At 71.1% G+C, this 26,207-nt stretch carries 28 protein-coding genes; 17 read left to right on the top strand and 11 right to left on the bottom strand.

Features of this window, described 5'->3' with window-relative positions:
* Positions 1–133: 133 nt before the first annotated feature.
* A complete protein-coding gene (locus TNCT6_RS36350; RefSeq protein ID WP_141367251.1) occupies positions 134–622 on the bottom strand; it encodes a MarR family winged helix-turn-helix transcriptional regulator in 489 nt (162 codons plus the stop codon).
* A 163-nt stretch (positions 623–785) separates the two neighbouring features.
* Between TNCT6_RS36350 and TNCT6_RS36345 the strand changes: the two genes are divergently transcribed.
* The 11 genes from TNCT6_RS36345 to TNCT6_RS36295 all read left to right on the top strand — a co-directional run bounded on the left by TNCT6_RS36345 (position 786) and on the right by TNCT6_RS36295 (position 12,007).
* Positions 786–2,150, top strand: a complete 1,365-nt coding sequence (locus tag TNCT6_RS36345; RefSeq protein WP_141367249.1) for an aminotransferase class V-fold PLP-dependent enzyme — start codon at positions 786–788, stop codon at positions 2,148–2,150.
* A 130-nt stretch (positions 2,151–2,280) separates the two neighbouring features.
* Positions 2,281–3,759, top strand: coding sequence for a glutamate-cysteine ligase family protein (locus tag TNCT6_RS36340; RefSeq protein WP_141367247.1), 1,479 nt, complete (start codon positions 2,281–2,283; stop codon positions 3,757–3,759).
* Positions 3,760–3,984: 225 nt separating this feature from the next.
* Positions 3,985–4,347: a hypothetical protein gene (locus TNCT6_RS36335; RefSeq protein ID WP_141367245.1), complete on the top strand. Its 363-nt coding sequence runs from the start codon at positions 3,985–3,987 to the stop codon at positions 4,345–4,347.
* Complete coding sequence (locus TNCT6_RS36330; protein WP_141367243.1) at positions 4,344–4,622, top strand: hypothetical protein; 279 nt, start codon at positions 4,344–4,346, stop codon at positions 4,620–4,622. The genes TNCT6_RS36335 and TNCT6_RS36330 overlap by 4 nt, the downstream gene beginning before the upstream one ends.
* 899 nt (positions 4,623–5,521) lie before the next feature.
* A complete protein-coding gene (locus tag TNCT6_RS36325) occupies positions 5,522–6,733 on the top strand; it encodes an ATP-binding protein (RefSeq protein ID WP_141367241.1) in 1,212 nt (403 codons plus the stop codon).
* On the top strand, positions 6,730–7,575 hold the full coding sequence (locus TNCT6_RS36320; protein WP_253266497.1) for a roadblock/LC7 domain-containing protein: 846 nt from the start codon (positions 6,730–6,732) through the stop codon (positions 7,573–7,575). Before TNCT6_RS36325 ends, TNCT6_RS36320 begins: the two co-directional genes overlap by 4 nt.
* The gene (locus TNCT6_RS36315) at positions 7,572–7,949 is read left to right on the top strand and encodes a DUF742 domain-containing protein (protein WP_141367239.1); all 378 of its coding nucleotides are present in this window, start codon (positions 7,572–7,574) and stop codon (positions 7,947–7,949) included. The genes TNCT6_RS36320 and TNCT6_RS36315 overlap by 4 nt, the downstream gene beginning before the upstream one ends.
* A 3-nt stretch (positions 7,950–7,952) precedes the next feature.
* On the top strand, positions 7,953–8,513 hold the full coding sequence (locus tag TNCT6_RS36310) for an ATP/GTP-binding protein (protein ID WP_141367237.1): 561 nt from the start codon (positions 7,953–7,955) through the stop codon (positions 8,511–8,513).
* A 13-nt stretch (positions 8,514–8,526) separates the two neighbouring features.
* Positions 8,527–9,885, top strand: a complete 1,359-nt coding sequence (locus TNCT6_RS36305; protein WP_141367235.1) for a cytochrome P450 — start codon at positions 8,527–8,529, stop codon at positions 9,883–9,885.
* A gap of 89 nt (positions 9,886–9,974) precedes the next feature.
* A complete protein-coding gene (locus TNCT6_RS36300; protein ID WP_141367233.1) occupies positions 9,975–11,222 on the top strand; it encodes a cytochrome P450 in 1,248 nt (415 codons plus the stop codon).
* A gap of 5 nt (positions 11,223–11,227) precedes the next feature.
* Positions 11,228–12,007 carry an enoyl-CoA hydratase/isomerase family protein gene (locus tag TNCT6_RS36295; protein WP_373996259.1) on the top strand — a complete coding sequence of 260 codons (780 nt, stop codon included), beginning with the start codon at positions 11,228–11,230 and terminating at the stop codon, positions 12,005–12,007.
* A 196-nt stretch (positions 12,008–12,203) separates the two neighbouring features.
* Here TNCT6_RS36295 and TNCT6_RS36290 read toward each other — a convergent pair whose 3' ends face one another.
* Entirely contained in the window at positions 12,204–12,611 is a 408-nt protein-coding gene (locus TNCT6_RS36290; RefSeq protein ID WP_141367229.1) for a hypothetical protein, read from the bottom strand.
* A gap of 176 nt (positions 12,612–12,787) precedes the next feature.
* Between TNCT6_RS36290 and TNCT6_RS36285 the strand changes: the two genes are divergently transcribed.
* From TNCT6_RS36285 to TNCT6_RS36275, 3 genes are all read left to right on the top strand, one after another.
* Positions 12,788–13,462 (top strand): response regulator transcription factor, encoded by a 675-nt coding sequence (locus TNCT6_RS36285; RefSeq protein WP_141367227.1) that lies wholly within the window; start codon positions 12,788–12,790, stop codon positions 13,460–13,462.
* Entirely contained in the window at positions 13,459–15,339 is a 1,881-nt protein-coding gene (locus TNCT6_RS36280) for a sensor histidine kinase (protein ID WP_141367225.1), read from the top strand. The genes TNCT6_RS36285 and TNCT6_RS36280 overlap by 4 nt, the downstream gene beginning before the upstream one ends.
* A 178-nt stretch (positions 15,340–15,517) precedes the next feature.
* Positions 15,518–16,450 (top strand): SGNH/GDSL hydrolase family protein, encoded by a 933-nt coding sequence (locus TNCT6_RS36275; RefSeq protein WP_141367223.1) that lies wholly within the window; start codon positions 15,518–15,520, stop codon positions 16,448–16,450.
* Positions 16,451–16,543: 93 nt separating this feature from the next.
* Here the strand turns inward: TNCT6_RS36275 and TNCT6_RS36270 are convergent, their stop codons facing one another.
* Together TNCT6_RS36270 and TNCT6_RS36265 are read right to left on the bottom strand one after the other, a co-directional pair.
* Complete coding sequence (locus TNCT6_RS36270; RefSeq protein WP_141367221.1) at positions 16,544–16,939, bottom strand: hypothetical protein; 396 nt, start codon at positions 16,937–16,939, stop codon at positions 16,544–16,546.
* A 93-nt stretch (positions 16,940–17,032) separates the two neighbouring features.
* Positions 17,033–17,569: a DUF2269 domain-containing protein gene (locus tag TNCT6_RS36265; RefSeq protein ID WP_141367219.1), complete on the bottom strand. Its 537-nt coding sequence runs from the start codon at positions 17,567–17,569 to the stop codon at positions 17,033–17,035.
* A 199-nt stretch (positions 17,570–17,768) separates the two neighbouring features.
* On the opposite strand from TNCT6_RS36265, the gene TNCT6_RS36260 reads away from it, so the two are divergent.
* Positions 17,769–17,987, top strand: a complete 219-nt coding sequence (locus TNCT6_RS36260) for a hypothetical protein (protein WP_141367217.1) — start codon at positions 17,769–17,771, stop codon at positions 17,985–17,987.
* Between the two features lie 164 nt (positions 17,988–18,151).
* On the opposite strand, the gene TNCT6_RS36255 is transcribed toward TNCT6_RS36260, so the two are convergent.
* From TNCT6_RS36255 to TNCT6_RS36240, 4 genes are all read right to left on the bottom strand, one after another.
* The gene (locus TNCT6_RS36255; protein WP_141367215.1) at positions 18,152–19,558 is read right to left on the bottom strand and encodes an FtsW/RodA/SpoVE family cell cycle protein; all 1,407 of its coding nucleotides are present in this window, start codon (positions 19,556–19,558) and stop codon (positions 18,152–18,154) included.
* 154 nt (positions 19,559–19,712) lie between these two features.
* Entirely contained in the window at positions 19,713–20,612 is a 900-nt protein-coding gene (locus TNCT6_RS36250; protein WP_253266496.1) for a serine hydrolase, read from the bottom strand.
* 213 nt (positions 20,613–20,825) lie between these two features.
* On the bottom strand, positions 20,826–21,806 hold the full coding sequence (locus tag TNCT6_RS36245) for an ion transporter (protein WP_141367211.1): 981 nt from the start codon (positions 21,804–21,806) through the stop codon (positions 20,826–20,828).
* A 201-nt stretch (positions 21,807–22,007) separates the two neighbouring features.
* Entirely contained in the window at positions 22,008–22,670 is a 663-nt protein-coding gene (locus tag TNCT6_RS36240; RefSeq protein WP_141367208.1) for a zinc ribbon domain-containing protein, read from the bottom strand.
* A 280-nt stretch (positions 22,671–22,950) separates the two neighbouring features.
* Between TNCT6_RS36240 and TNCT6_RS36235 the strand changes: the two genes are divergently transcribed.
* Both TNCT6_RS36235 and TNCT6_RS36230 read left to right on the top strand, forming a co-directional pair.
* Positions 22,951–23,574, top strand: a complete 624-nt coding sequence (locus TNCT6_RS36235) for an acetate uptake transporter family protein (RefSeq protein ID WP_141367206.1) — start codon at positions 22,951–22,953, stop codon at positions 23,572–23,574.
* Between the two features lie 77 nt (positions 23,575–23,651).
* Positions 23,652–23,807 carry a DUF6131 family protein gene (locus TNCT6_RS36230; protein WP_225077308.1) on the top strand — a complete coding sequence of 52 codons (156 nt, stop codon included), beginning with the start codon at positions 23,652–23,654 and terminating at the stop codon, positions 23,805–23,807.
* Positions 23,808–23,877: 70 nt separating this feature from the next.
* Here TNCT6_RS36230 and TNCT6_RS40280 read toward each other — a convergent pair whose 3' ends face one another.
* From TNCT6_RS40280 to TNCT6_RS36220, 3 genes are all read right to left on the bottom strand, one after another.
* Entirely contained in the window at positions 23,878–24,021 is a 144-nt protein-coding gene (locus TNCT6_RS40280) for a hypothetical protein (protein WP_172633272.1), read from the bottom strand.
* Positions 24,022–24,110: 89 nt separating this feature from the next.
* A complete protein-coding gene (locus tag TNCT6_RS36225) occupies positions 24,111–24,317 on the bottom strand; it encodes a hypothetical protein (RefSeq protein ID WP_141367202.1) in 207 nt (68 codons plus the stop codon).
* 67 nt (positions 24,318–24,384) lie between these two features.
* Complete coding sequence (locus TNCT6_RS36220; protein WP_141367200.1) at positions 24,385–26,178, bottom strand: nickel-dependent hydrogenase large subunit; 1,794 nt, start codon at positions 26,176–26,178, stop codon at positions 24,385–24,387.
* Positions 26,179–26,207: the final 29 nt, after the last annotated feature.

Here is a 26,207-nt window from a genome sequence, read left to right as displayed (position 1 = left end):
GCCGGTAGGCCCGTAGGCCGGTAGGCCCGTAGGCCGGAAGACCGGAAGTCGAAAGGCCGAAAGAACCGGCGGCGGCGCGGCAGGACCGGCACCGATACCGACACCGATACCGATGGATCCGGGGCGGGGCCTCTCAGTCGGCGCCCTCGCGCAGCGCTTGGTGGATCTCCCGCAGCGAGCCGGTCAGCCGGGCGTAGTCGTCGCCCGCCACCGGTGCGACGAAGTAACGCTCGACGACGTCCGCGTGCACGACCGCGGCCCGGAGGAAGACGGCACGGCCCTGTGCGGTCGGCTCCACCAGGACGCTTCTGCGGTCCTCGGGGGACGGCACGCGCCGGACCAGGCCGGCCTCCTCCATGCGGTCCACCAGGCGGGTGATGCCGCTGCTGGTGAGGGTGAGGTCGGTGGCGAGCACACGCTGCGAGACCTCCTCGTCCGGCTGCCGGCAGAGCCGTATGAGGACCTCGAACATCGTGTGGCCGATCCCGCACTCATGGCGCAGAGCGGTGTCGATCCGCTGCTCCAGGCGGGTGGCGGCCTTGATCAGCAGGCCGAAGTCGTGCACGAGCGGACTGTTCGCGGCACGGGCGGCCTCGTCGTCCTGCCGGGTCGTGTCATTCACCTGCCAGACGTCCTCTCCCGCTTCGGCCCTGCGCGGGTCCGTCCCGCCCAGTTTACTGCCGAATCACCTACCGACACCTCAATTACTGAGCAATCAATTGCTGAGCAGTCAACGAAGTTCTATGGTGGCCGGGTCCGCACGAGAGCCGGAGAGAGGGAGAGCAGTGGACCTGCAGCATTGGCTCGGCCGAGCCACCCAGGCGATACAGGAGTGGGCCGACACCTTCGCCCCCTACCAGCCGCACCCGTCGCTCCAGGTCGACGACGACCGGTTCGCCGCCGCCTTCGAGGAGTTCACCGGCCGACTGAAGGACAACTACCCCTTCTTCCACCCGTCCTACGTGGGCCAGATGCTCAAGCCGCCGCACCCCGCGGCCGTGGCCGGCTACCTCACCGCCATGCTGATCAACCCCAACAACCACGCCCTGGACGGCGGTCCGGCCACCGCCCGCATGGAACGGGAGGCCGTCGCGCAACTCGCCGCGATGTTCGGCTACGACACCCACCTCGGCCACCTCACCACCAGCGGCACGATCGCCAACCTCGAAGCCCTCTACGTCGCCCGGGAACTCCACCCCGGGCGGGGCGTCGCCTACAGCGAGGACGCCCACTACACCCACGGCCGCATGTGCCGCGTCCTGGGCGTGGAGGGCCACCCTGTCCCCACCGACGACCGGGGCCGTATGGACCTCGGCGCGCTGGAGGACCTGCTGCGGACCGGCCGGGTGGGCACGGTGGTCGTCACCGCGGGCACCACGGGGCTCGGGGCCGTCGACCCGATCCACGACGCCGTACCCCTCGCGCGGCGCCACGGCGCCCGCGTCCACGTGGACGCCGCGTACGGCGGCTTCTTCACCCTGCTCGCAGGCGCCGGCGGTGACGCGGGGCTGCCGCCCGAGCCGTGGCGGGCGATCGCCGGGTGCGACTCGGTCGTCGTCGACCCGCACAAGCACGGACTTCAGCCCTACGGCTGCGGTGCCGTCCTCTTCCGCGACCCGGAGGTGGGCCGCTTCTACCTGCACGACTCCCCGTACACCTACTTCACCTCCGCCGAACTGCACCTCGGCGAGATCAGCCTGGAGTGCTCGCGCGCCGGCGCCTCGGCGGCCGCCCTGTGGCTCACGTTCCGGCTTCTCCCGCCCACGCCCGACGGTCTGGGCGGCGTCCTCGCGGCCGGCCGCCGGGCCGCGCTGAGGTGGGCGGACCTGATCGACACCTCCGAGATCCTGGAGCTGTACCAGCGGCCCGAGTTGGACATCGTCACCTACTTCCCGGCGGTGGAGCCCACCACGCTGAGCGCCGTCGACGCCGCCTCCGCGCGCATCCTCGACGACGGCATGACCGGCCCCGATCCCGTGTTCCTCAGCACGCTGAGGGCCGGCCGCGAGGCGTTCACGGCCCGCCACCCGAAGGTCACGGCGGACACCGACGGCGCCCGCGTCCTGCGCAGCGTCCTGATGAAGCCGGAGTCCGAGCACCACGTGGATCACGTCCACGCCCGGTTGGAACGGCTCGCACGGTCGCGGTGAGCGCCCGGAGCGGCCGCGAGGGGCCCCGCCCGGTGCGGCGTGGGCCCTCCCGCCCTCGCCTGGTCAGCGTCGCCGGGTGGTGCGACGCTGGGGAGGTGAGGTGTCCGAGGAGGGGGTTCCGGGAGGGCCGATGGGACGTGACGTCCCGGCGCTGGTCTTCACCCGCGAGGACCGCCGCCGGTACCGGATCAAGATGCAGCAGTGCCTCGACGCGTTCGCGCAGATGCTGCGTGAGTCACGGTTCGAGTCCGAGCGGCCCCAGGTGGGGCTGGAGATCGAGCTGAACCTGGGCGACGACGGGGCGGAGCCAGCGATGCGCAACAGCGACGTGCTGGCGGCGATCGCGGACCCCGCCTGGGCGACGGAGCTGGGCCGGTTCAACCTCGAGATCAACATCCCGCCCCGCCGGCTGACCGAGGGCGGCCCGGACGCCTGGGAGTCCGAGATCCGCGCCGCGCTGAACCACGCGGAGGAGCGTGCCGGTTCGGTGGGCGCGCATCTGATCATGATCGGCATCCTGCCCACGCTGCGGCAGGAGGACGTCGGCGAGGCGGCACTGTCGGAGAACCCGCGCTACCGGCTGCTCAACGACCAGGTCTTCGCGGCCCGGGGCGAGGACCTGCACATCGAGGTGGACGGCGTGGACCGGCTGCGGACCTACGCCGACACGATCACTCCCGAGGCCGCGTGCACCAGTACCCAGTTCCACCTTCAGGTCTCCCCGGAGGAGTTCGCCGGCTACTGGAACGCGGCGCAGGCGATCGCCGGGGTCCAGGTCGCGCTGGCGGCCAATTCGCCGTTCCTGTTCGGCAAGGAGCTGTGGCACGAGACCCGTATCCCGCTGTTCGAGCAGGCCACCGACACCCGCCCGGAGGAGATCAAGGTGCAGGGGGTACGGCCCCGGGTGTGGTTCGGCGAGCGGTGGATCAACAGCGTCTTCGACCTCTTCGAGGAGAACCTGCGCTACTTCCCGGCGCTGCTGCCGCTGTGCGACGAGCAGGACCCCGCGGAGACACTGGACCGCGGCGACATCCCGGAGCTGGCCGAGCTCACCCTGCACAACGGCACCATCTACCGCTGGAACCGCCCCGTCTACGCCATCGACCGCGACAAGCCGCACGTGCGGGTGGAGAACCGGGTGCTGCCCGCCGGCCCGACCGTCGCCGACACGCTCGCCAACGGCGCCTTCTACTACGGGCTCACCCGCGCCCTGGTGGAGGAGGACCGGCCGGTGTGGTCGCGCATGTCCTTCTCGGCCGCCGAGGAGAACCTGCACACGGCGGCGCGGCACGGCATGGAGGCACGGCTGTACTGGCCCGGGATGGGTGAGGTGCCGGTGCCCGAACTCGTGCTGCGGCGGCTGCTGCCGCTGGCCCACCGGGGGCTGGAGCAGTCCGGCATGGACGACGCCTGGCGCGAGCCGCTGCTCGGCATCATCGAGCAGCGGTGCGTCACCGGCCGCAACGGTGCGATCTGGCAGAAGGAGATGTTCCACCACATCGACGCCACCACCCACTGCGGCCGGCACGAGGCGCTGCGGCGTATGACGCAGCAGTACGTCGACTACATGCACCTCAACGCCCCGGGCCATACGTGGCCGGTCGACTGACGGCCATCCGGGTATGTAATTGCGTTGCCGTGCAAGTATGGTGGAGGTCCGCCGTCGGCACCGAGGAGGTGAGAGACATGGACTCCAGTAGTAGTCCGGGCCATCCCCGGCCCCGCGTTCCCGTGTCCCCCAGCTCCTCGGGCATCCGGTAGCCCGCGGCCCCGCGCCGCCGGCGGCTGCCGTGCCCTCGTCCTGCCCCGCTCCCACGGGGCGAGGGGAGGTTCCATGGCGAACCCGACCACGTTCGATGTCGCTCTCCGGCCGGCGGCCGGCGTCGACTGCGACTCCGGCGGCCCCACCCTGATCGCCTCCCGCGCCGTCTCCGGCATCGGCTTCCTCGGCGGCGTCATCCCGCATGAGGGCGGCGGTGCTCGTGGCACCGGCCGCGGGCTGGCCGCGACCGGGCCGCGGGTGCGGCGTGACAGCGGTGGGACCACGGCCCTGCGGGCCGCCGTCTCGCCGGCCGGCCCGCCGCGCGGGCTGGAGCGGCGTGTCGCACGGCCGGCCCTGGAGTCCGGTGTCCGGGACCTGCGCCGGGATCCGGGCGACGCGCCCTTCGGCACGGAGCGGAAGGCGGTGGCGGCATGAGCGACCTCGACGTGCTGCGCGCCCGCCGCGCCGTCCGCCGGGCGGCCCGGCAACTGGCCGAGGACGCCCCTCAGCTCGCCCGCGGCTCCGCGGCCGCGTACCGGGCCGGCCTCGCCGTCCGCGCCGCCGCACTGCACAGGGCGACGCTGGCCGCCTGGTCCTCCGGCATACCCGAGGACGTCATCGCGGCCGACGGGCACCTGCCGCGGGCCGTGGTGCGCCGATGGATCGCCGCCGGGTACCCGTCGCGACGCGCGTGCGACAGCCACAGGTGACCCACAACGCCGGCGTACACGCGGGCAGTCGGAGCCACTGACGCCGACCCGCCCCCGAACGCCACGACAGGACCGCCGTGATGAGCGGCAGCGCGGCAATACAGCGGGCAACGACCCGAACAGGTACGGGCGGATGACGCCCGGCGCCCTGTGCGCGAGCCGGATGGTGTCCACCGCGACACGTGAGTCACCGTGGACCGACGGGCGGATCCCGTGCCTCGGTCGTCACGCTGTCCGAGGAGCGCCTGTATCCGGCGAGCCTCGTCCGGTAGACGTGGAACGGCTCCGCCCGTTTCCGTCCGCATCCTACCCAGTGGTGATCATGGACTCTCAACTCGCCCTGCCCACGCCCGCCCTCGGCCTCCCGCAACACGAGCGCCCCTGGCGCGGCGCCCCGGCCGCGGGGACGCCGGAGGGGAACCGTTGAACACCCGAGAGGCGTCCCTGCGTAATGACCTGTGGGCGTGGGCAGCCTCGTCTGTGAAAAAAGCGGTGCGGGGTTGTGAGCGTGTGGTGTGCCGCGCTCACGACGGGCCGTCAGTTCCACGCTCTGGGTGGGGACTTGACCGTACAAATCGTAGATATCCCGCAATCCGCCTTATGTAGCGAACACATAACGGTTAACGTCCCGGCCGCGGGAAGGCAACACCCCGCATATCAGGACGCGGCCAAGTGGCGAACGGAGATGGGCACTTGCTCTCGCGGAGTTGCGGAGGGTGCCCTAAGTCAGTGATAGCATCCCCGCGTCTGTGACCTTGGTCCACTCGGCTCGGGCACTGCATTGAGGTCGGCCTGTTCTCAACGCAACAGCGGTCGGGTCGCTCTGAGCGGTTGTGCCGCGGACTCCCACGAGGCGCCACCCACCGACGGCTGCAGGCTAAACGCCAGGAAAGGTTTCCATGATTCGAGACGCACTTGTTTGGTGCCTGGTTGCCGCGGTGGTGCTCGCCGTCGCCGCGGCCCTGGTGCTCTATCGTCGAAATAGTGCCATCACGACGAAGAAGAGCCAGGCCGAGGCCGCCTACACACAGAAGTTGAGCGAGGCCGAAGGGCAACTTGCCACGGTGTGGCATGAATTGCAGCGTCACAAGGCCGAGCACGACCAGACCATCCAAGAAGCCGAAGAGGGGGCCGAGGAGAGCACCAAGGCCGTCCTCAAGGGTTCGGCACGCTTTCTGCAGAGCCTTGCGGCCGAGCAGTTGGCACTCCTTGAGGAAATTCAGCGGAAGTACGGCGGCCACGCCGTACTGGCGGATCTGCTGGAAGTAAACCATGCCAATGCGCAAATGGCGCGGAAGGCTCAGGGTATTGCGGTGATGTGCGGTGCGCCGCTGGGTCGCCGCAGTAAGCCCGCAAGTGTTTATGACGTGGTGCGCAGCGCGCAGGGACAGATTCGCAACTTCCGCCGCGTCGAAATCATGCAGCAGACCGGTTTCGCGTTGAAGGCGTCCGCCGTTTCCCCGGTTGCTCTCGCCGTCGCGGAACTCCTCGACAACGCCGCCAGTTTCTCCCAGCAGGGTTCGCCGATCGAGGTGACCTTCCAGCGGGTGCAGAAGAACCTGTGCATCGTCATCGACGACGCCGGTGTCGGCATGAACGACGAGGACCGCCAGAAGGCGTCCACCCTGCTGTCCGGCGAGTTCCGCCCCCGGCTGTCCCAGCTGGGCAACCAGCCGAAGTTCGGTTTCCCCGTCATCGGCCTGCTCGCCCAGCAGTACGGGTTCCGGGTGGACGTCACCGGCATCTCCCGCTACGGCGGTGTCCGGGCGGTCGTCCTGCTGCCGGAGGAGCTGTGGACCGAGGAGGAGACCACGCCGACCGAACCCACCGAGGTGCCCCAGGTCAGCCCGATCCGCAGCGCGACGGGCCGGTCCGAGTCCGGTCCGCGCACCGCGCACGGTCTGCCCAAGCGGGGGGCGCGCCAGGTGCCCATCGCCAGTGTTCCCGACGCCGTTCCCGACAGCGTGCCCGACCGCAACGACTCGGGACAGTCCGTCACACCGCCGGACGAGGCCGGCCGCGCCGGCCGAAGCCTGGGAGCCTTCCAGCGCGGCACGCTCTCGGGCCGGAACCTCTCCGCGGCTCCGTTCGAAGGGTCCGATAACGCATGACCAACGACCTGTCGTGGATGCTCGAGGACATCGTGAGCAACGTGCCGAAGGCGCGGCACGCTGTTCTGCTGTCCGCAGACGGTCTCCCCCGCGGCGCGACCGACGGCATGTCGGAGAAGGACGTGCGCACCATATCCGCCGCCATGGCGGGGATGCAGGCGCTGAGCCGGGCGACCTCCCACTTCGCCGGTCCCGGCGAGGACCGGCAGTGGAACCAGACGATCATCGAGTTCTCCCATGGCTGGATCTTCCTGATCGGGGCGGGGCAGGGTGCCTACCTCGCCGCGGCCGCGGCGCCCGACGTCGACATGCAGCAGATCTCCTTCCGCATGCACCGGCTCGTCGCCCGGCTCGGCAACAACCTCACCTCGCCCCCCAGGGTCAACGCGGAGGCCGTGGCCGAGCGTTCCGACCGTGCCGGGGGCCAGTTGGGCGGCAGGCGGGGAACCGGCGTCCCGATCGCCGACCTCGACGAGGCGGTCGGTGAGGTGCGGGGCGCCCGCCACGCGGTGCTGCTGGGCGCCGACGGGCTGCCCCGCGGTGCCACCACGGGAATGAGCCAGGACCTGGCGGACACGATCTCGGCGGCGATGACGGGCATCCACGCCTACAGCCGCGCCACCTCGCAGTTCGCGGGGGTGCACGAGCACGCCCGGTGGCGGCAGACGGTCATCGAGTTCCAGCACGGCTGGATCTTCCTGATCTCGGCCGGTCAGCGCGCCTTCCTGGCCGCGGCGGCCGACCACGACGCCGACATCGAGGAGTTCACGACCCGGCTGCACCAGGTGGTGCCCCGGCTGAGCGCGCATCTGTCACCACAAGGGGCGGTGAGCAGCAAGTGAACGACGAGCCCGATCTCGAGCTGACCTCGGCATTAGTGCCTCTGTTCGTGGTCACGAACGGGCGTTCCCTGCCCCCGGACCACGCCTACGAGCGCACGACCCTGGTGTCCGCGGAGGACGGTGCCTCCGCCGCCGGCCTCATGCTTTCCCCGGAGGCTGGCCAGGTTCTGGAGATGGTCACGGACGGCTTTCTGTCCGTCGCCGAAGTGGCCGGCCATACGCACCTGCCGCTGGGGATCGTCCGGATTCTTCTGGCGGAGTTGGAAGAGGGCGGCCTCGTCATCACGAGGAAGCCCGTCCCCCGCGCCGAACGTGTCGATCGAGAAATCCTCAGCGCGGTACTCGATGGCCTCAAAGCCCGATTCGGAGCGTGATACGTGTACCTGGATTCAGCGGTGTCCACCGCAGTCAAGATCCTTGTGGTGGGCCACTTCGGAGTCGGGAAGACCACGTGCATCGGAAGTATCTCCGAGATCGAGCCTTTGCGGACCGAAGAGGAGATCACCGAAGCGAGTGTGGGATTTGACGACCTGTCGGGAACTCCGGACAAGACGACCACGACGGTCGCCATGGACTTCGGCCGCCTGACCATCAGCGACGAGGTGGTGCTCTACCTCTTCGGAACGCCCGGTCAGGAACGGTTCAAAGAGATGTGGGAAGAGCTGTCCCGGGGCGCGCTCGGCGCCCTGGTGCTGGTCGACCCCGAGCGGCTCTCCGAGTCCTTCCCGGTCCTCGACCTGGTCGAGCGCTTCGGCCTGACCTACGCCATCGGCGTCAACCGCTTCGAAGGCACCACCGACTACCCGCTCACGGAGGTGCGCGAGGCCCTGAACCTGTCCGCGGAGACCCCCGTCGTCGCCTGTGACGTACGGGACCAGAACTCGGCGGCGCAGGCTCTCATCACCCTCGTGCACCACCTCCTGTCCCTCATTTCTTAGGAGCCACCCACTCATGCAGCAGCGTCCCGGCATACAGGGGCCACCTCCCGGCTGCCCCGCCCACGCCAACGTCCCGGTCTACGGCCCCCAGTTCGGCTCCGATCCCGACAGCCACTACGAGTACCTGCGCACCCTCGGCCCGAGCGCGCCGGTCGACGTCGCCCCGGACGTCCAGGTCGAGCTGGTCACCAGCTACGACGCCGCTCTGTACATCCTCCAGAACCCCGCCTCGTTCGTCCGGGACTCCCGGCGCTGGAACGCGCTGAACCAGGGACGTGTCCCCGAGGACAGCCCGGCGCTGCCGATGATGGGGTACCGGCCCAACGCGCTGTTCAGTGACGGCGCGGCGCACGCCCGGCTGCGCCAGGCGGTCACGGACAGTCTGGCCAGCGTCAACGAGCTCCAACTGGTGCGGCAGACCCAGCAGTCCGCCGACTACCTGATCAGCCGGTTCAGCACCGACCGCCTGGGCCAGGCCGAGTTGATGGCCGACTACGCCATGCCGCTGCCGCTGCTGGTCTTCAGCGACCTGTTCGGGTGCCCGCCGGAGATCGGCGACCGCGTGATCGTCGGCATCAGCGGCATCTTCGACGGCACCCCCAACGCCGACCAGGTCCTGGGCGAGGCGCTCGGGGAGCTGATCGCCCTCAAGCGGCGCCGTCCCGGACAGGACCTGACCACCCGTCTGATGGAGCACACTGCGGGGCTCACCGACGAGGAGGTGCTGCACCAGCTGGTGACGCTGCTCTCCGGAGGCACCGCTCCCCTGGCGGCGGCCATCGGCACGAGCAGCGCGCTGATCCTCGACGAGGGGTGGCAGGCCGGCCTGCCGATCGAGGACGCCGTCACGCAGGTCCTGTGGAACTACGCGCCGATCGCCAACTACGCGGCCCACTACCCGACCCACGACGTGGACTTGGGCGGCAGGACGCTCAAGGCCAACGACCCGGTCCTCATCTCCTTCGCGGCGGCCAACACCGATCCCCGGCTGGCCGAGCACCGTGAGCAGCTCAGCGCGAAGGCGCATCTGGCCTTCGGGGCCGGCCCGCACGCCTGTCCGGCCAAGGACCCCGCGTTCATGATCGCCGTCACCGCCGTCGAGTCCCTCCTCAACCGGCTGCCCGACGTCGAAGTGCGCGTGCCGTTCAAGGACTTGAGCTGGGTTCCGGCCCCGTGGAGCCGTTCGCTGGTGACGCTCCCGGTCCGGTTCACGCCCCGGGTCGTGGCGCCGGCGCCCGCGCAGACGCAGCAGGCGGCCGCCCCCGCCACCCCGATGGCCGCCACCGCGGCGCCCAGGCCTGCGACGACGTCCGCGGCCAAGCCCAAGTCGGGCATGTTCAGCCGCTTCCTGGCATGGACCCGAGGGGAGTGACGAAGGCAACCCCAACGCGCATAGTCATCTCGTATGTTTAAGCCACCGTTGGGGTATGCATGGCGGCTGATACCTAGAAAGGAGCCGTCGTGGAGACAGCGGTAACTCCGCCCCCCGACAGACGTTTTGCGGTCTCGCTCTTCTCTCGTCTACGGACAGCGAAGGGCCAGGCCAACCCCTTTCCGATCTACGCGGAGCTTCGGTCGAGGGGCGGAGTCATCGCAGCGCCCTGGGGAGGTCATCTCGTCACCCGCTTCGACCTGTGCGATCAGATCCTGCGCAACCGTGAGTGGCTGGAGCCCGACTCCCGCTGGCGAGAACAGCAGGGGGACGGCACCCGGTGGACCGCCCCCTCCTCTCGTGAGATGAGCAGGACGCTGCCCGCCCTCAATCCCCCAGAACACACCTGGGTGCGCCGGTCGGCCGGCATGTTCGACCGCACCTCCATGGAGGAGATCCGTGGCACGGTCGGCCGGATCACGGGTCGGCTCATGGACTCCCTCGCCGTTCGACTGCGCGACGGGGAGGCCGATTTCAACGCCCTGGTCAGCGAGGAGCTGCCGGTCGCCACCATCGGGCACTGGCTGGGCCTGCCGAGCGCCGACTTCCCCCGGCTGCGCGAGCTGACACACGACCAGGTCTTCACCCAGGAGTTGCTGCCCTCGGCCAGTCAACTGGCGCTGTCCGACGCGGCCACGGCCGAGCTGCGCGCCTACTTCCTGGACCTGGTGCGCGAGCGGCGAGCCCACCCGGGCGACGACCCCGTATCGCGCTGGATCACCCTCTGGGACGCCATGGAGAGCGACCAGGACAAGGCGGACGAGGCCGTCTACTTCCTGGCGCTGTTCGTGCTGCTGGCTGCCCTGGAGACGACATCCACCCTGTTGTCGACCATGACCCTGCTGCTCCTCGAACACCCCCGGCAGTGGAACCGGCTCACCATCCACCCGGACCTCGCGCCGGCCGCCGTGGAGGAGTCCTTGCGCTACGACCCGCCCACCCATGTGATCAGCCGCGTCTCCTCCAGGGACACCGAGCTGGGCGGTGTCGAGGTGCGCAAGGACGAGATGGTCCACCTCATGGTGGGAGCGGCCAACCGCGACCCCGCCAAGCACGAGGACCCCGAGCTGTTCAACCTGCACCGCAAACCGGCGCACCTGGCCTTCAGCGGCGGCATTCACTACTGCCTCGGCGCGCCCCTGGCCCGGATGGAGGCCCAGACCCTCCTGCACCACCTGGTCCGGCGCTTCCCGCGGCTCACCCTCGTGCGCCGTCCGACGTGGGCGCCGCGCGTGGCCTTCCGGCGCCCGCTGAACCTGGATGTCGCTCTCATATGATCGAAATGACCAATGCCTTCGACAACTTCCCCTACAAGGCGATACACGTCGAGCAGGACGGACCTGTCCTCCGCGTCCGGCTCAATCCGTCGGCGCAGGACGGCTCGCTGACGGTCGCGGCTCTCGACGACCTCGTCTCCCTGCTCAACACCCTCCATGAACGGCCCGACATCCGGGTGCTGCTGCTGTCGGCGGAGGGCGACGACTTCTGCCTCGGCGCCGACCGCGACGAGTTCCAGGCGGCACTGGCGGAAGACCCGACCGGCGGCGCCATGCGCCGCATCGTGGACAAGGCCTACCGCGTGTGCGACGCCCTGGAGAGCTCGCACGCGGTGACCATCGCCAGACTCCACGGCAGGGTCGTGGGCGCCGGCCTGGCGCTCGCCTCCTTCTGCGACCTGCGCGCGGGGGCGGACACCTGCCGGTTCCGTATGCCGGAGATCGCCCTCGGTCTGCCCCCCGCCTGGGGAGGCGCCATGGGCCGCCTGGTCGCCGAGGGCGGATCCGCCAGGATCCGCGAACTCATGCTCACCTGCGAACCGTTCGACGCGGCGACCGCCCACCGGCTCGGTCTCCTGCACAAGGTCGCGCCCGTGGAGGAGCTGGACGCGGCCGTCGACGCCTGGATCAGGCCCCTCGTCCGGCGCGCACCGGAAGCCCTCACCCTCACCAAGCGCATGCTGGCCGGCTACGCGCGGGCCGACCGCACCGCCGACGTCGCACTGCTCGACGCCCATCTCCTCACCGCACAGCTCAACCAGGGCCGGGCCGTGGCCCAGCGCTGACCGCACTGCCGTCCGTACGCGCCCGACGCCCCCTGGCGTCGGGCGCGTACGGCGTTTTCGGCGTCCCGACGACGGCAGCACGACCGGGACGAGGGCAGGCCGGCCGGGAACGACACACGGGGACGCATCCGCCGCTCCCCTGCGGTGGCGGATGCGTCCCCGGTGCCCGAGCGGCACGGCGTGCTCCCGGAGCCGGTCAGGCGGTTCCGGCCTCCGGGGCCGGGCGGGTCAGGACGAGGGCGATGACGACGACGCTGAGGATCGTGAACACGGCGACCAGGGCGACCACCGCGGCCGGGACACCGCTGACGAAGAACGCCGGGAGGGCCGAGACCACCGACAGGATCCGGGAGGCCGCCACGACGCGGGAGCCGGTCCGGTTCAGCGTGCGCCAGGTGTAGACGACGGCGAGCACCGTGATCACACCGAGCACGCCGTCGGCGATGGCGACGGCCATCGGCGGGCCCTGGGTGTCCGAGTCGGGATCCGGGAGCGTGAAGAAGTTGGTCATGTCGAGCAGGCCCAGGAGGCCCGCGAGGACGAGGCCCACCTTGTTCTTGCGGGTGAGGCCGGGGACGGTTTCCGTGCGGCTGGTCTGGCTCATCTGGGCTCCTGTGTCCGGGAGTCGGGGACGCCGGTGCGGCGACCCGGTGCGGTGAGCATGCGGCAGCACCGGTCCGGCCCGCATCGGTGGACCGTCCCCGGCGGCAGGGAGGTTTTCCCGCACCTCCCGGGAGAAGAGCCTCCCCGCCGGGAACCGTTCTCCGCCATCATCGGGACATGACCTCCGCGGCCCGTCCCATCCGGGTGCTCATCGCCGACGACCATCCCGTGGTGCGGCGCGGGATGAGCGCGCTGCTGACCTCGCTGGCCGGGGTGGACGTGGTGGCGGAGGCTGCCACGGGCGAAGAGGCGCTCCGCGAGGCGCAGTTGAGCCGCCCCGACGTGGTGGTGATGGACATCCGAATGCCGGCGATGGACGGGGTGGAGGCCACCCGGCGGCTGACCGCGCTGCTGCCCGACGTCGCGGTGCTCGTCGTCACCATGTACGAGGACGACGAGACGGTGCTGTCGGCGCTGCGTGCCGGGGCCCGCGGCTATCTCCTCAAGGGGGCCCAGCAGGAGGAGATCCTGACCACCATCCGGTCCGTGGCGACCGGTCAGTTCGTCATCGCGCCGGGTGTGGCGGCCCGTCTGCTCGGCCAGGTCGGACCGCCGCCCCGGCCGGCCGACCCCTTCCCCGAACTGACCGCCCGGGAACGCGAGATCCTCGACCGGGTGGCACGCGGTCACGGCAACGCCCGTGTCGCGGCCGAGCTGGCACTGGCCGTCAAGACCGTCGCGAACCACCTGTCCGCCATCTTCGCCAAACTGGGGGTGAGCGGCCGGACCGAGGCCATCCTGCTCGCCCGCGAGCGGGGACTGGGCGACGACGCGTCCGGCCCCGCCTCATGACCGCGCCCCTGCGGACCGCTCTGCGGTGTGCGGCCCTCGCGCCGGTCGCCGGTGCGTCGGTCGCGTCCCAGTGGTGGGCACCGCCGTCCCCGTCCGGGCGGTGGGTCCTGTGGGCCGTCATCGTCGGCCTCGGACTGACGGCGTCGTACGCCCTGGTCACCGCCCGGCGCGGGGCCTCGGCCCCCTCCCGGCTGCTCGGCCTGTCCGCGGCGGCGCTGCTGAGCGCACCGCTCCTGGCCGCGGCCGGTGTCCCGGAACTCGCCGTCGTACCGGTGGTGCTGGCCTCGACGGTCACCCTGCCGCTGGCCGCCCTCCGCGTCGTCGAGGTGCGGCCGGTGTCGCGGGCACTGCGCTGGGCGGAGGCTTCGGTCGCCCTCTGCGGGGCGGGCTGCGCGGTCGCGTCGGTGACGGGCGGCGAGCCGGCGCTGATCGCGGCCGGGGTGGCCTCCGGGACCGCGATGTGCGCCGGCACCTGGGTGCTGTTCGAGCTCACCTCCGGCGACGACCGGCGCCGCGTGCTGTGGCTGGTGCTGGGTGCCGCCGCGACGACGCTGGCCGGGATGCTGCTGTTCGCGCTGGACAACTCCCTCACACCGGGCTTCCCGGCCGGCGTGGTGGCGGTCGGCGCGGTGTCGCTGCTGCTGCCGGGCTCCATCACCGTGGCGCTGGTCGCGCCCCGCGCGGTGGACGTACGGGTGGTGATGCGCGGCGCCGCCGTCCTCATCGTCATGCTCGCGTTGAGTGCCGCGGTGTACGAGGGTGTCGCCGCCGTGTGGGAGCTGGCGGTGGGCGCCCGGCCGGGCAAGGGCGTACCGCCCCTGCTGGCGGCCGGGATCGCCGCCGGGTACCAGCCGGTCCGGCGTCATGTCGAGGCGGTGATGGACGAGATGCTGTTCGGCCGCTCGGCCGACCCGGTGGAGACGCTGACCCGGCTCGGCACGGACCTGACCGCCGGCGCCCCGCCCCCGCTGTGGCTGCACACCCTGCGCACCACGCTCGGTGTGCCCGGCATCGAGCTTCGCCAGGAGGACACCGTGGTCGCCACCGCGGGCACCGTCGACCCGGACCACGTCCAGGTCACCGCCCTGCGCGCGGATGGTGAGAAGGTGGGCGATCTCGTGGTCGGTCTGCCGCCGGGACATCTGCGGCTGCCCCGCGCGGCCGCCGTGGTGGTCGATCTGGTCGCGGCGCCGCTCGCGCAGGCCCTGCACGCGGCCCGTCTCAGCGAGCAACTGCGCCTGTCCAGGGGCCGTACGGTGACCGCGCTGGAGGAGGAGCGGCGGCGCATGCGCCGCGATCTGCACGACGGGCTGGGCCCCACCCTGACCGGCATCGCCTACACGGCGGACGCGGTCGCCAACCTCATCGCCACCGACCCCGAGCACGCGGTCGGGACGCTGCGCGCGCTGCGCGCCGACGTGGGCGACACGATCACCGAGATCCGCCGGATCGTCTACGGGTTGCGCCCCCGCGCCCTCGACGAACTCGGCCTCGTCGAGGCCATCCGCCAGCGCACCGCCCCGCTGCGGGTCGCCGACGGCCGCCCCCTCACGGTGACGGTCGACGCCCCGGAGCAGTTGCCGCAGCTGCCCGCGGCCGTCGAGGTCACCGCCTACCGGGTGGCGGTGGAGGCCGTCACCAACATCGCCCGGCACGCCGCCGTCACCGCCGCCACGCTCACCCTGGAACTGCGCGGCAGCACCCACCTGCGGGTGACGGTCGCCGACTCCGGCCGCTGCACCGAGCCGTGGACACCCGGCGTCGGCATCCAGTCCATGCACGAGCGCGTCGAGCAGATCGGCGGCACCCTGACCGTCCGCACCACGCCCGAGGGTGCCACGATCACCGCCGAACTGCCGCTGGCCATCCCGGAGTGACGCCGTGCGCCGCACACGGCACAGCCGCCGTCCCCGGCGGCCGCCGCGGGAACACCGTCGCCGCTTCACACCCCTGGCCCCGGGGACTTACCGAACGGTATACAAGCCCAGTCGAACGTGCGACGGCGGCGCCCCGGTGCCGACGGCGTGCGATGTCCCGGCCCAGGGGGGAGAACTGATGGTTCGTCAGCAACGTACGGGTGCGGCGGTGGCGAGACACCGGCGGTGGCCGGCCGCGGTGGGGGCGGCGCTCGGCGGATGCGCCCTCGTCGCCGCTTCCACGGCGCCCGCCTCGGCGCACGGTGCCGGGTCCGGCGTGGGGTCCGGCCGCGCCGCGCACTACGTGTCGCTCGGGGACTCGTACACCTCCGGTCCCGGAATCCCACCGCAGGTCGACGCCGACTGCGGCCGTTCGGACAGCAATTACCCGTCGATCGTCGCGGCCGAGCGGAAGGCCGCCTCCTTCGAGGACGTGAGCTGCGCCGGGGCGACGACCGAGGAGATGTGGAAGCCTCAGGGCTCCAACGACGCCCAGCTCAACGCCCTGCGCAAGGACACGGACCTGGTGACGGTCCAGATCGGCGGCAACGACGTCGGGTTCGGCTCCATCATCGCCACCTGCGCACAACTCGGCTCCCAGCAGCCGACCGGGGATCCCTGCCGGCGTCACTACGCCTCGTCCGGCATCGACCGGCTGACGCTCGACATCGCGCGGACGGCGCCGAAGGTGGACCGCGTGCTGCGGGCCGTGCACGCCAGGGCGCCGCACGCCCGGGTGCTCGTCGTCGGCTACCCGGACCTGCTGCCCGACGACGGCAGCGGCTGCTTCCCCTCGGTGCCGTTCGCCTCGCAGGACTTCCCCTATCTGCGGGACACCGAGAAACGGCTGAACACGATGCTCCGCCTGGTGGCCGCGTGGAACCACGCGGAGTACGTCGACACCTACCGGCCCACGGTCGGCCACGACATGTGCAAGTCCCCGGCGGACCGCTGGATCGAGCCCTTGCAGCCGGCCTCGCCCGCGGCCCCGGCCCACCCCAACGCCCGGGGTGAGGAGGCCATGGCACGCGCGGTGCTGGACGTGCTGGGCAAGCCGCACGGGCGCGGCTGAGTCCCGGCGGGGGCGTGCGGCGGCCCCGGCCGGTGCCCGCCGCACGCCGCCGGCGGCGCGGTCCCGGCACGGCCGCCGGGCCCGCGCGGAACGTCACAGGCGCGGGGTGTCGAACCAGTCCCTCGTGTCGGGCCCCGTGGCCAGGAGCAGCAGGACGGCGCCCAGCACGGCCCCGGCGCTCCACGCCCTGTGGTGCGCCAGGGCGCCGACGACCCCGGTGCCGATCATCAGCCGGCCGGCGGCGTCCGCGCCGGCGCGGACGCCGTTGCCGCCCTTCGCGGTCTTCAGCGCGACGACGAGCGACAGCACGGCCAGCACGGCGAAGGGAAGGGCCTCGAGGAACAGCAGGCCCATGATCAGCTCGCCGAAGGCACCGCTCCTGACCGTGGCACCGGCCACCGCGAACCGCAGGGCCACGGTGCCGCTGACCGGGGCCACGAGGAAGAGGATGACGCGGACGGCCCTGACGGCGGTCGGCATGTGGGGCATGGCGGGCATCGTGGCGGGCCCGGGCTCCGCGGTCAACGACCCGGTGCGCCGGGTGCGCAGACGTGATCTCGCCGAGCCCGGTCCGCGACCGCGTCAGACCGGTTCGGTCAGGCGGCGGGCGGTCTGGGCCGCGCGCTGGGACGCGCGGTGCCGTCGGCCGCGGCGGGTCAGGCCCCAGGGTTTGAGCACGGAGATCACCGTCATGAAGACGTATGCGGTCAGGGAGACGATCGGGCCCATCAGGACTCCGCGGGAGCTGGGCAGCGACTCGCCCGCGGCGACGTCCCGGACCGTCGAGTCCAGCCCGGGGCGCAGCACGAGGATCGTGGCGGCGGTCGTGGCCAGGGTCAGCCAGAACTTCGTGTGGACCCACCTGTGCCGTGCCAGCCCCCACGGGGTACCCAGGGACAGCACCAGACCGCTGAACAGGGTGAGGAAGGCGACGGGGAGCAGGAGCCAGTCGGCGAAGAGTTTCATCGCGCGGACCGAGGTCTCCACGGTCACCGCGGACCGCGTGGTGACAGCGGCGGTCCCGAGGGCGAGCAGTCCGAGGGAGAGGCCGAGCCAAGCGGCGGAGGCGACCACATGGACCACGAGGAAGGCACGGCGTGCGGGGCGGCTTGTTCTCACCCCCCACACGGTGCCGGACGGTGGCGCGGCCGGCGTCCGACGAGGGGAGTAACCCGATGTACCGGCCTCGGCGTACGCGGCCGGGCCTCCTCCGTCCGGGTGCGCGTGGGCCACGGCGCCGGCCGCGCGGCTCGCCCGCCGCTCACGCTGGGGACAGCGACCCCGCCGGGGCCGGCACCCCCTGATCAAGGAGAGCGACATGCCCATCGATACCGTCGAGCGATTCCTGGCCGCCCTCGACCCGCACCACCGGGAGCACGTCCAGGGCCTGTCACGCGAGGAACAGGAGAGCCTCGCCGCCGCCTGGGAGACGGAGCTCCAGCAGGACACGGACCTCGACACGCTGAGCGAGCTGTCGCCGCCCGCGGCCGAGTGCGAAGCGGCGGCACGCGTGGCCAGGAAGCTCCTCGAACACTGAACGAGGGCACGGACCCGGCGGCCGGCCTCCGTCTCCGGCCGCCAGGGCACGCCCGTACGCACTCCGGGTCCGTGCCGCGGGAGTACGGAGTACGCCGCCACCGACGCCGTACTCCCCCCGTCGTACGGTGCGCCGCTCAGCCCGCGGCTCTCATGGGGCCCGGGTCACCGGCGGACCAGCTGGGTCTCGGCGGCGTCCAGGTCCGCCGCCGGGACGGGCGCGGGGCGGCGGGCGGTGTCGCTGACCTTGAGCAGGAGGGCGACGAGCAGCCAGTTGGCGACCATCGCGGAGCCGCCCTGGGCCAGGAACGGCAGGGCCTTTCCGGTGAGCGGGATGAGCCCGGAGACTCCGCCGACGACGACGAACACCTGGAGCACCAGCGTGGTCGACAGACCGGCGGCCAGCAGCTTGCCGAACGGGTCGGTCACGGTGACCGCCGTGCGCAGGCCGCGTTCGGCGAGCAGCGCGTACAGCAGGATCACGGCCATCACTCCGGCCAGGCCGAGCTCCTCGCCGACCGTGGTGAGGATGAAGTCGCTGCGCCCGGCGAAGCCGATGAGTTCGGGGTGGCCCTGGCCGAGGCCGGAACCGAGCATCCCGCCGGAGCCGAAGCTGAACAGCGCCTGGGCCGCCTGGTCGGAGATCAGACCGGCCGGCCGCTGCTCCGGGGGGAGGTAGATGTCCATCGGGTGCAGCCAGGCGACCACTCGGCCGTGGACGTGCGGTTCGAAGGAGCCCACGACGAAGGCTCCGACGGCGAACAAGCCGACGCCGAACACCACCCAGCTGGTCCGCTCGGTCGCGACGTACAGCATGATCACGAAGGCGCCGAAGAAGATGAGCGAGGTGCCGAGGTCCCGTTCGAAGACCAGGACGAGCAGGCTGATGACCCACACTGCCGCGATCGGGCCGAGTTGCCGCCCTCGGGGCAGGTACATGCCCATGAAGCGTCGTCCGGCCAGGGCCAGGGCGTCCCTGCGGAGCGTCAGGTACCCGGCGAAGAAGAGCACGATCACGATCTTCACGAACTCGCCGGGCTGGAAGGACAACGGCCCGAGGAAGATCCACCGCTTGGCGCCGTAGACGTCGCCGGGATAGAAAGCCGGGGCCATCAGCAGCACCAGGCCCACGGTGACGGCCAGGTAGGGATAGCGCTGGAGCCGGCGGTGGTCCCTGAGCGCGATCACGACCGCGATGAATCCGAGTACCGCGAGGGCGACCCACATGATCTGCCCGCCGACCGCCGTGGGCGAGCCGTACCGGGCCTGGTAGGCGATGTCGAGGCGGTGGATCAGGACGATGCCCAGGCCGGTCAGCAGGGTGGCCAGGGGCAGGATCAGCGGGTCGGCGTGGGGGGCGAACCGTCGCACCGCCAGGTGGCACAGGAGCGGGGGCAGGGCCAGAACGGCGACGTGGACCACCAGGTCGGGCGGCAGGCTGCCCGTGAGGGCGAGGGCGCTGCCGGCGTGGCCGAATCCGCAGATGAGCACGGCGCCCAGCAGCAGCGCCAGTTCCAGATTGCGGCTGACCGGATCGCCGTCCCGACTCGCTGCTCCGACCCGACTGCCCATGACAGTTCCCCCATTGCGTTCTGCCGGACTCCCGTCTCCGGCCCGGTGACACCCGGCACGACTATACAGTTGCGCAATGATGCAACTAAACGTCGAGGGGCGGGGTGCCTGGCGGCGGCCCCGGGACCCGTGCGGTCCCGGGTGCCGGTGACCGTCAGGTCCCGGCGGCCGCGGCCACGGCCTGCCGGGCCGCCCGCTCCACCAGGGAGACGCCGTCACTCATCGACGCGCTGCCGTCGGACAGCACGGCGACGAGGTAGCGGTGTCCGTGCACCGTGATCCGGCCGACGCTGTTGACGTCCCAGAGCCCGGAGGTGGTGCGCTGGAGCCAGCCGTTCTTCAACTCGTACTGGGCACCGGAGGCCGCCGAGACGCCCCACGCCTGGTCGCTCACGACCCGGCTCATCAGCGTCCGGATGTAGGTCCGGGACTCCTTGTTCAGCGGGGAGCCGGTCTTCGACGCCCCGGCGCTGTCGAACACCGACAGCAGCAGGCGGACCTGGTCGGAGGCCGTCGTCCGCGTCAGCCCCCACTTGGCACCGGGACCGCCCTTGGTCGAGGTCAGCCCCAGCCGCTTGTTGGCCGCCTCAAGACCCGGCGCCATGCCGATCTCGCGCCACAGGGCGTTCGCCGCCGCGTTGTCGCTCCTGCGGATCATCGGCTCGGCCAGGGCACGTTCGTGGGCGGTGAGATGCCGGCCCGCGTCCTGGGCCTGAAGCAGCAGCGCCGCGAGAATGTCGACCTTGATGATGCTGGCGGTGTCGTACGGGGCGTCCTCGCCGTACAGCAGCGGCTTCCGGCTCGCGCCGTCGAGGCCGAGCACCGCCGCCGTCACCCGCGCCTTGCTCTGCGGCTGCGGCGCCGCCGGGGCGGCCGCCGCCGCGTGGGCCTGCTCCGCCGGGGCGGGCGCGGCGACCGCGGGTGCCGCGTGCAGCGCGCCGAGGGAGAACAGGGTCGTCACCGAGACCAGGAGGGCACCGGCGCAGGCGCCAACGCGGCTGCCCCGGCGCCTTGCCGTGGTCGCCGTGGTCGCCGAGGTCTTCGAATGCGGCATGGAACGCGGATGGGACATGGTCGGGCAGGCCTCCGCAAGGGGTCGGCAAACGGGGGAAACTGCTGGCGAAGGTAGACAAAATGTGCGCCAGGCGAAGTGGCCGCCGTCACTGCGAACCCGTTTCGACCCGAATTGTGAGAAGGCCCACCCACACACCCGCCCCTGTCCCCCAGCCCCCGTCACCGACCGGTCACAGCAAGCCGCGCGTCCGTCTCACCGGCGCCGCCGGGACGTCCTCCGCCGGGCCCGGGCCGGGCCGGACGCCGGGCGCGCCACGACCGTCGGGACCACGAGTGCCGCCTGCCTGGCCCGTGGCGGCGCCGCCTGCCCGAGATCTCGTTCGAGTTCGTCGAGGGCCCTGCGGGCCGCCGCGATCCGGGCGGCGAGGTGATGCTGGACGTCCGGGGGGTTACCGGCGTCCGCCGCTTCGGCGGGCTCGTCCCTCTCCATCTCCCGGGCCTCCTCCAGGGAGGTGATGACCACGCCGATGAGGACGTTGACCAGGACGAAGGAGGCCAGCAGGACGTAGGAGGCGTAGTAGACCAGGCTCCAGCGCGACACCTCCAGGCCGCTGTGGACCGCGTCGCCGATGCCGTCCAGGGTCATCAGCAGGAAGAGGGTCAGCACGGCGCGGCCTATGGAGCCGTAGTGCTCGGGGTCGTGGCGGCCGAAGAAGACCCAGCCGACCATGGCGTACACGTACAGCAGCAGGGCACCGACCAGGAGGAAGCTCATGGTGCCGGGCAGGCTGCGGACCACCGCCACCAGCACGATGCGCACCTGCGGCAGGAAGCGGGCGGTGCGCAGCACGCGCGCCAGGCGCAGCAGCCGCAGCACCGTGGCGTTCTCCCGTACGACGGGCACGAAGGCGCACAGGACGACGACCAGGTCGAAGGAGTTCCACGGGTCCTTCCAGAACTCCCGCGGGCGGTCGGCGTAGGCCAGCACGCGGACGAGGATCTCCACCGTGAAGGCGGCCAGGCAGACATGCTCGGCCTGCCGTAACCAGTGGTGCCACTGCGCCGCCAGACCGGAGTACGTCTCCACGCCCAGCAGGGCGGCGTTGAGGAGGATCACCGCGAAGACGCCGAGGGCGAACCAGCGGGCCTCGGTGACGGCCTGACAGCGGTGTGCCAGCTCTCCGCGCAAGGACCGCGATGCGATGTCGGCGTTCTGATCGTGCTGCTCCGGCATCTGCTGCCCTTGCTCCTTCACATGCGGTGGCAGTCCCGGCCGACCGGGCTGGAAGGACGGGCTGGTTGAGTGATGATCATCCTCCAACGCGGGTGTCCGCGGCACCGTGGACGGCGACACGTTCGCGGACCGCGTACCGCACGTCCTGCGTGCGGTACGCGGTCACCGTGTGCGCTCGGTCCCGGGGCCGCGGCCCGGTGGTCACCTCCGGGTGCCGCAGGACGGGCAGAAGGCCGCGCCGTCCGGCAGGTCCTGGTGGCAGGAGGAGCAGCTGTCCGTCTGGGCGAGGCGGTGTCCGCAGGCGGGGCAGAAGGTCGCGCCCCTGGTCTCGGCGCGGCACTGCGGACAGACCAACTGGCGCGGCGTGGTGACGTCGTGGTCCTGGCCGCGGTGCTGCCCGGCGTCGTAGGCGCGCTGGGCCACCATGTCGTTCAGGCCCCGCTGCTGGGCCGCCTGGGCCTCCGCCGCGGTGTCCGGGGAGCAGGTGAGGCAGAGCCCGAGGCCCGCGTTCCAGCAGCGGCCGCAGACGTAGGCCGTACAGCGGGGGCAGCGGTCGAAGTGGCCCTGCGCGTTGGCGATGGCACGGGTGAACGCCGCGTCCCGCTGGGTTCCGTAGTTCGCTCCGGCCAGCCCGTCGGCCGCGTCGGAGACACCCCGGGCGGCGCCGCCGCCGATGACCGACCAGGCCGCGTTCGCCCCCCGCGACAGCCAGCCCGCCATCTGGCCCGCCCGGAAGGGCTCGAACGGAGAGCGCCAGGTGTCCGAGCAGCGGGAGCAGTAGAACTCGAACTGGAATCCGGCGCCGGTTCCGTGCTGCTCGCACAGGTCGCGGTGATTGTTGCTGAAGTAGATCTCGGTACTCATGGCGTGTCCCCCCAGGGCCGGCCTTGTGACGGTGTTCCGCCCACGCGACGCCCGTCCTCGTCGTGCGGGTTTCCGGAATTCTGCCAGGCGCGCGGGCGCCCCGGCACCCGCCGTCCGGCGACTGGTCCTGGGACAAACGGGTACGCGTGAGGTGAACAGATACAGCTGAAGACTCGGGCAGCGCCGGCGCTGCCCGCGGGTTCGGCCCGTGGACGCCCTGTGCCTGCGCTCGTCGGGCTCTGGCTGGTTCTGCCGGCCTCAGGTCGAAGGGATTCCGGTCATGACTGACGACACCAGCGACTCCGTCCGCGCACAGGCCCGCCCGGCCGACTCGACGCCGGTCGCCTACGCGGATCCGGCCCCGCTGGGCCTGGCGGCGCTCGCGATGACCACCATCCTGCTGTCCATCATCAACACCAACCTGCTCAAGGAACCCGCCGCGATCTTCCCGGTGCTCGGGCTCGCCGCGTTCTACGGCGGCCTGACGCAGTTCGTCGCGGGGCTCTTCGAGTTCCGCCGGGGCAACACCTTCGGCGCGACCGTGTTCGGTTCCCTCGGCGCGTTCTGGTTGACGTACTGGTGGCTGGTGCCGCGGGTGGCGGCCGTCGGCGACGCGCACAACGCCCTGGGGCTGTTCCTGCTCGCCTGGGGCATCTTCAGCGCGTACATGGCGGTGGCCGCGCTGCGCACCAGCCTCGCCGTCCTCGCGGTGCTGGTGCTGCTGGCCATCACCTTCGTCCTGCTGGCGATCGGCGAGTTCCAGGGCGGCCCGGCACCGCACGTCGTCACCCGGATCGGCGGCTGGTTCGGCATCGCGTCGGGGCTGGTCGCCTGGTACGCCTCGGCGGCCGCGGTGATCAACACCACGCACCGGCGGACGCTGCTGCCCACCTGGCCCCGCTGAGCCGTCCCGGTCCGCGGGCACTACACCGCGGTATCGGGGTACCCGCACGAGTGAAGCACTTCTCCACGGAGGCGGTCATGCTCATCCTCGGCGTCATTCTTCTCGTCGTCGGCTTCGTCACCGGTATCTCGATCCTGTGGACCATCGGCATCATCCTCGCCGTGATCGGCGCGGTCCTGTGGCTGCTCGGATCGATGGGCCACGCGGTCGCCGGTCACCGTCACTACTGGTGACCGACCCGACCCGCGACGACCGGAGCGGCGGCCCGCGGGCCGCCGCTCCGGTCGGTGTCCGCCGAGGTGTTCAGCGGGCGTGGCCGGAGCCGCGGCCGGACATCCGCCAGATCCTGATCTCGCGCAGAAGCCCCGGCATCTCCTTGACCAGCACGGCGAGCACCAGCCCGCCCACCAGGGCGGCCTCCACCGCCAGCAACTGTTTCGCTGTCATCCCGTTCCTCCCTTCTGTCCTTCCGTCCTTCCGTCCTTCCGTCCTTCCGTCCCTCTGTCCGGACCCGGTCCTGCCCCTGACGCGGCCCGTCATCCGGGCGAGATGTTCGGCATTGCCTTCATGATCGCGTCGTGCTTCTTCCAGTGGATGCCCGTCGACCGCCGGGCATCGGAGGTGCCGTCCCTGTGGTGCCCCGTCTGCCGCTCGTACGGGCCGAAGTTGCCCTGGTGCAGTCCGGTGACGTGCCCGGGGGTGTCGGGCTTCACGTCACGCCTGCCGACTCTGATCGTGCCCATGGTCTGCTCCTCGTCTCCCCCGATGCTCTCCCCCGGTCGCCGGCCCGGCTCGCGGGTCGCGAACGGTTCAGCCGTGTTCGGCTCCGTAGGTGGGGGTGTGGGTGGTGGTGAGGGTTTTGCCGTTGCCGAGGTACATGTGGACGCCGCAGGGGAGGCAGGGGTCGAAGCTGCGGACGGTGCGCATGATGTCGACGCCTTTGAAGGTGTCGGGGTCGTTTTCTTCGAAGATGGGCTGGCCTTGGACGGCGTCTTCGTAGGGGCCGGGGGTGCCGTAGGGGTCGCGGGGGCTGGCGTTCCAGGGGGTGGGTGGGTAGGGGTGGTAGTTGGCGATTTTCTGGTTTTTGATGACGAGGTGGTGGGAGAGGACGCCGCGGACGGCTTCGTGGAAGCCGCAGCCGATGGCTTCGTCGGGGACTTGGAAGTTTTCGAAGACTTTGGTTTCGCCGGCGCGGACGAGGGTTTGGGCTTGTTCGAGGAATTGGAGGGCCATGGCGGCGGCGTAGGCGATGAAGTAGGGGCGGGCGCGGTCGCGTTCGATGGTGTTGGACCATTGGGGGATGGTCCATTCGAGGGTGGTTTCGGGGAGTTTTTCGCCGTGGGGGAGGGTGATGCGGACGCTGTGGCCGGTGGCTTTGATGTAGGGGGTGTCGACGAGGCCGTTGAGGGCGGTGGACCAGAGGCGGGCGAGGGGGCCGCCGCCGGTGTCGAGGGCGAGGTGCTGGCCGGTTTCGGGGTGGTGCCAGCGGGGGCTCATGACCCAGCTGTAGTTGTGGTCGAAGGAGCGTTTTTGGGGGTGGGGCAGGGTGGTCTGGTTCCAGGGGTGGCGGTGGTCGACGGGGTTGCCGAGGGGGTCGTGGGTGACGAAGGGTTCCTCGGTGGTCCAGTCGTCGTAGTAGGAGGAGCCGAGGAGGATGCGCAGGCCGAGGTTGATGTCGACGAGGTTGTTGGTGACGAGTTTGCCGTCGACGATGATGCCGGGGGTGACGTACATGGCCTTGCCCCAGTGGTTCATCGTTTCGTAGCGGTAGTCGACGATGTCGGGGTTCTGCCAGGCGCCCCAGCAGGCGAGGAGGATGCGGCGGCGGCCGACTTCCTCGTAGCCGGGCAGGGCCTGGTAGAAGAAGTCGAAGACGTCGTCGTTGAGGGCGACGGCTTGTTTGACGAAGTCGATGACGCGCATGAGGCGGGCGAGGTAGTCGGTGAAGACGGTGGGTTGGGGCATGGTGCCCACGCCGCCGGGATAGAGGGTGGAGGGGTGGACGTGGCGGCCTTCCATCAGGCAGAACATTTCCCGGGTGATGCGGGACATTTTCAGGGCCTGTTTGTAGATCTCGCCTTCGAAGGGGTTGAAGGCGCGCATGATGTCGGCGATGGTGCGGTAGCCGTGGATGTGGCCGCGGGGGGCCTCGGTGCGTTCGGCGCGGGCCAGGACGCTCGGATTCGTTGCCTTGACCATGGCTTCGCAGAAGTCGACGAAGACGAGGTTGTCCTGGAAGATCGTGTGGTCGAACATGTATTCGGCGGCTTCGCCGAGGTTGGTGATGTGTTCGGCCAGGGGTGGGGGTTTGACGCCGTAGGCCATCTGCTGGGCGTAGTTGGAGCAGGTGGTGTGGTTGTCGCCGCAGATGCCGCAGATGCGGGAGGTGATGAAGCCGGCGTCGCGGGGGTCCTTGCCCTTCATGAACACCGAGTAGCCGCGGAACAGTGAGGAGGTCGAGTGGCACTCGACGACCTCCCGGTTCGCGAAATCGATCTTCGTGTAGATGCCCAGGTTCCCGATGATCCGCGTGATCGGATCCCAGGACATGTCCACGATCTGAGCGGGCTTGCGCCCCGCCCGACGCACCTCGGTAGTCGCCATCTCGGTCTGAACCTCGTTCCTCGCTGCGG

Origin of the sequence: Streptomyces sp. 6-11-2 (assembly GCF_006540305.1) — a bacterium.
In the GTDB taxonomy this organism is placed as follows: Bacteria; Actinomycetota; Actinomycetes; order Streptomycetales; family Streptomycetaceae; genus Streptomyces.
Note: the sequence above shows the minus strand (reverse complement) of the source record. Positions and strands in the feature narration are given on the sequence as shown.

Excerpts from the sequence above, each read along its gene's own strand:
- TNCT6_RS36340 (WP_141367247.1), top strand. The coding sequence starts at position 2,281 with ATGGGACGTGACGTCCCGGCGCTGGTCTTCACCCGCGAGGACCGCCGC.
- TNCT6_RS36335 (WP_141367245.1), top strand. The coding sequence starts at position 3,985 with ATGGCGAACCCGACCACGTTCGATGTCGCTCTCCGGCCGGCGGCCGGC.
- TNCT6_RS36330 (WP_141367243.1), top strand. The coding sequence starts at position 4,344 with ATGAGCGACCTCGACGTGCTGCGCGCCCGCCGCGCCGTCCGCCGGGCG.
- TNCT6_RS36325 (WP_141367241.1), top strand. The coding sequence starts at position 5,522 with ATGATTCGAGACGCACTTGTTTGGTGCCTGGTTGCCGCGGTGGTGCTC.
- TNCT6_RS36320 (WP_253266497.1), top strand. The coding sequence starts at position 6,730 with ATGACCAACGACCTGTCGTGGATGCTCGAGGACATCGTGAGCAACGTG.
- TNCT6_RS36305 (WP_141367235.1), top strand. The coding sequence starts at position 8,527 with ATGCAGCAGCGTCCCGGCATACAGGGGCCACCTCCCGGCTGCCCCGCC.
- TNCT6_RS36295 (WP_373996259.1), top strand. The coding sequence starts at position 11,228 with ATGACCAATGCCTTCGACAACTTCCCCTACAAGGCGATACACGTCGAG.
- TNCT6_RS36290 (WP_141367229.1), bottom strand. The coding sequence starts at position 12,611 with ATGAGCCAGACCAGCCGCACGGAAACCGTCCCCGGCCTCACCCGCAAG.
- TNCT6_RS36285 (WP_141367227.1), top strand. The coding sequence starts at position 12,788 with ATGACCTCCGCGGCCCGTCCCATCCGGGTGCTCATCGCCGACGACCAT.
- TNCT6_RS36280 (WP_141367225.1), top strand. The coding sequence starts at position 13,459 with ATGACCGCGCCCCTGCGGACCGCTCTGCGGTGTGCGGCCCTCGCGCCG.
- TNCT6_RS36275 (WP_141367223.1), top strand. The coding sequence starts at position 15,518 with ATGGTTCGTCAGCAACGTACGGGTGCGGCGGTGGCGAGACACCGGCGG.
- TNCT6_RS36270 (WP_141367221.1), bottom strand. The coding sequence starts at position 16,939 with ATGCCCCACATGCCGACCGCCGTCAGGGCCGTCCGCGTCATCCTCTTC.
- TNCT6_RS36260 (WP_141367217.1), top strand. The coding sequence starts at position 17,769 with ATGCCCATCGATACCGTCGAGCGATTCCTGGCCGCCCTCGACCCGCAC.
- TNCT6_RS36255 (WP_141367215.1), bottom strand. The coding sequence starts at position 19,558 with ATGGGCAGTCGGGTCGGAGCAGCGAGTCGGGACGGCGATCCGGTCAGC.
- TNCT6_RS36250 (WP_253266496.1), bottom strand. The coding sequence starts at position 20,612 with ATGCCGCATTCGAAGACCTCGGCGACCACGGCGACCACGGCAAGGCGC.
- TNCT6_RS36245 (WP_141367211.1), bottom strand. The coding sequence starts at position 21,806 with ATGCCGGAGCAGCACGATCAGAACGCCGACATCGCATCGCGGTCCTTG.
- TNCT6_RS36240 (WP_141367208.1), bottom strand. The coding sequence starts at position 22,670 with ATGAGTACCGAGATCTACTTCAGCAACAATCACCGCGACCTGTGCGAG.
- TNCT6_RS36235 (WP_141367206.1), top strand. The coding sequence starts at position 22,951 with ATGACTGACGACACCAGCGACTCCGTCCGCGCACAGGCCCGCCCGGCC.
- TNCT6_RS36230 (WP_225077308.1), top strand. The coding sequence starts at position 23,652 with ATGCTCATCCTCGGCGTCATTCTTCTCGTCGTCGGCTTCGTCACCGGT.
- TNCT6_RS40280 (WP_172633272.1), bottom strand. The coding sequence starts at position 24,021 with ATGACAGCGAAACAGTTGCTGGCGGTGGAGGCCGCCCTGGTGGGCGGG.
- TNCT6_RS36225 (WP_141367202.1), bottom strand. The coding sequence starts at position 24,317 with ATGGGCACGATCAGAGTCGGCAGGCGTGACGTGAAGCCCGACACCCCC.
- TNCT6_RS36220 (WP_141367200.1), bottom strand. The coding sequence starts at position 26,178 with ATGGCGACTACCGAGGTGCGTCGGGCGGGGCGCAAGCCCGCTCAGATC.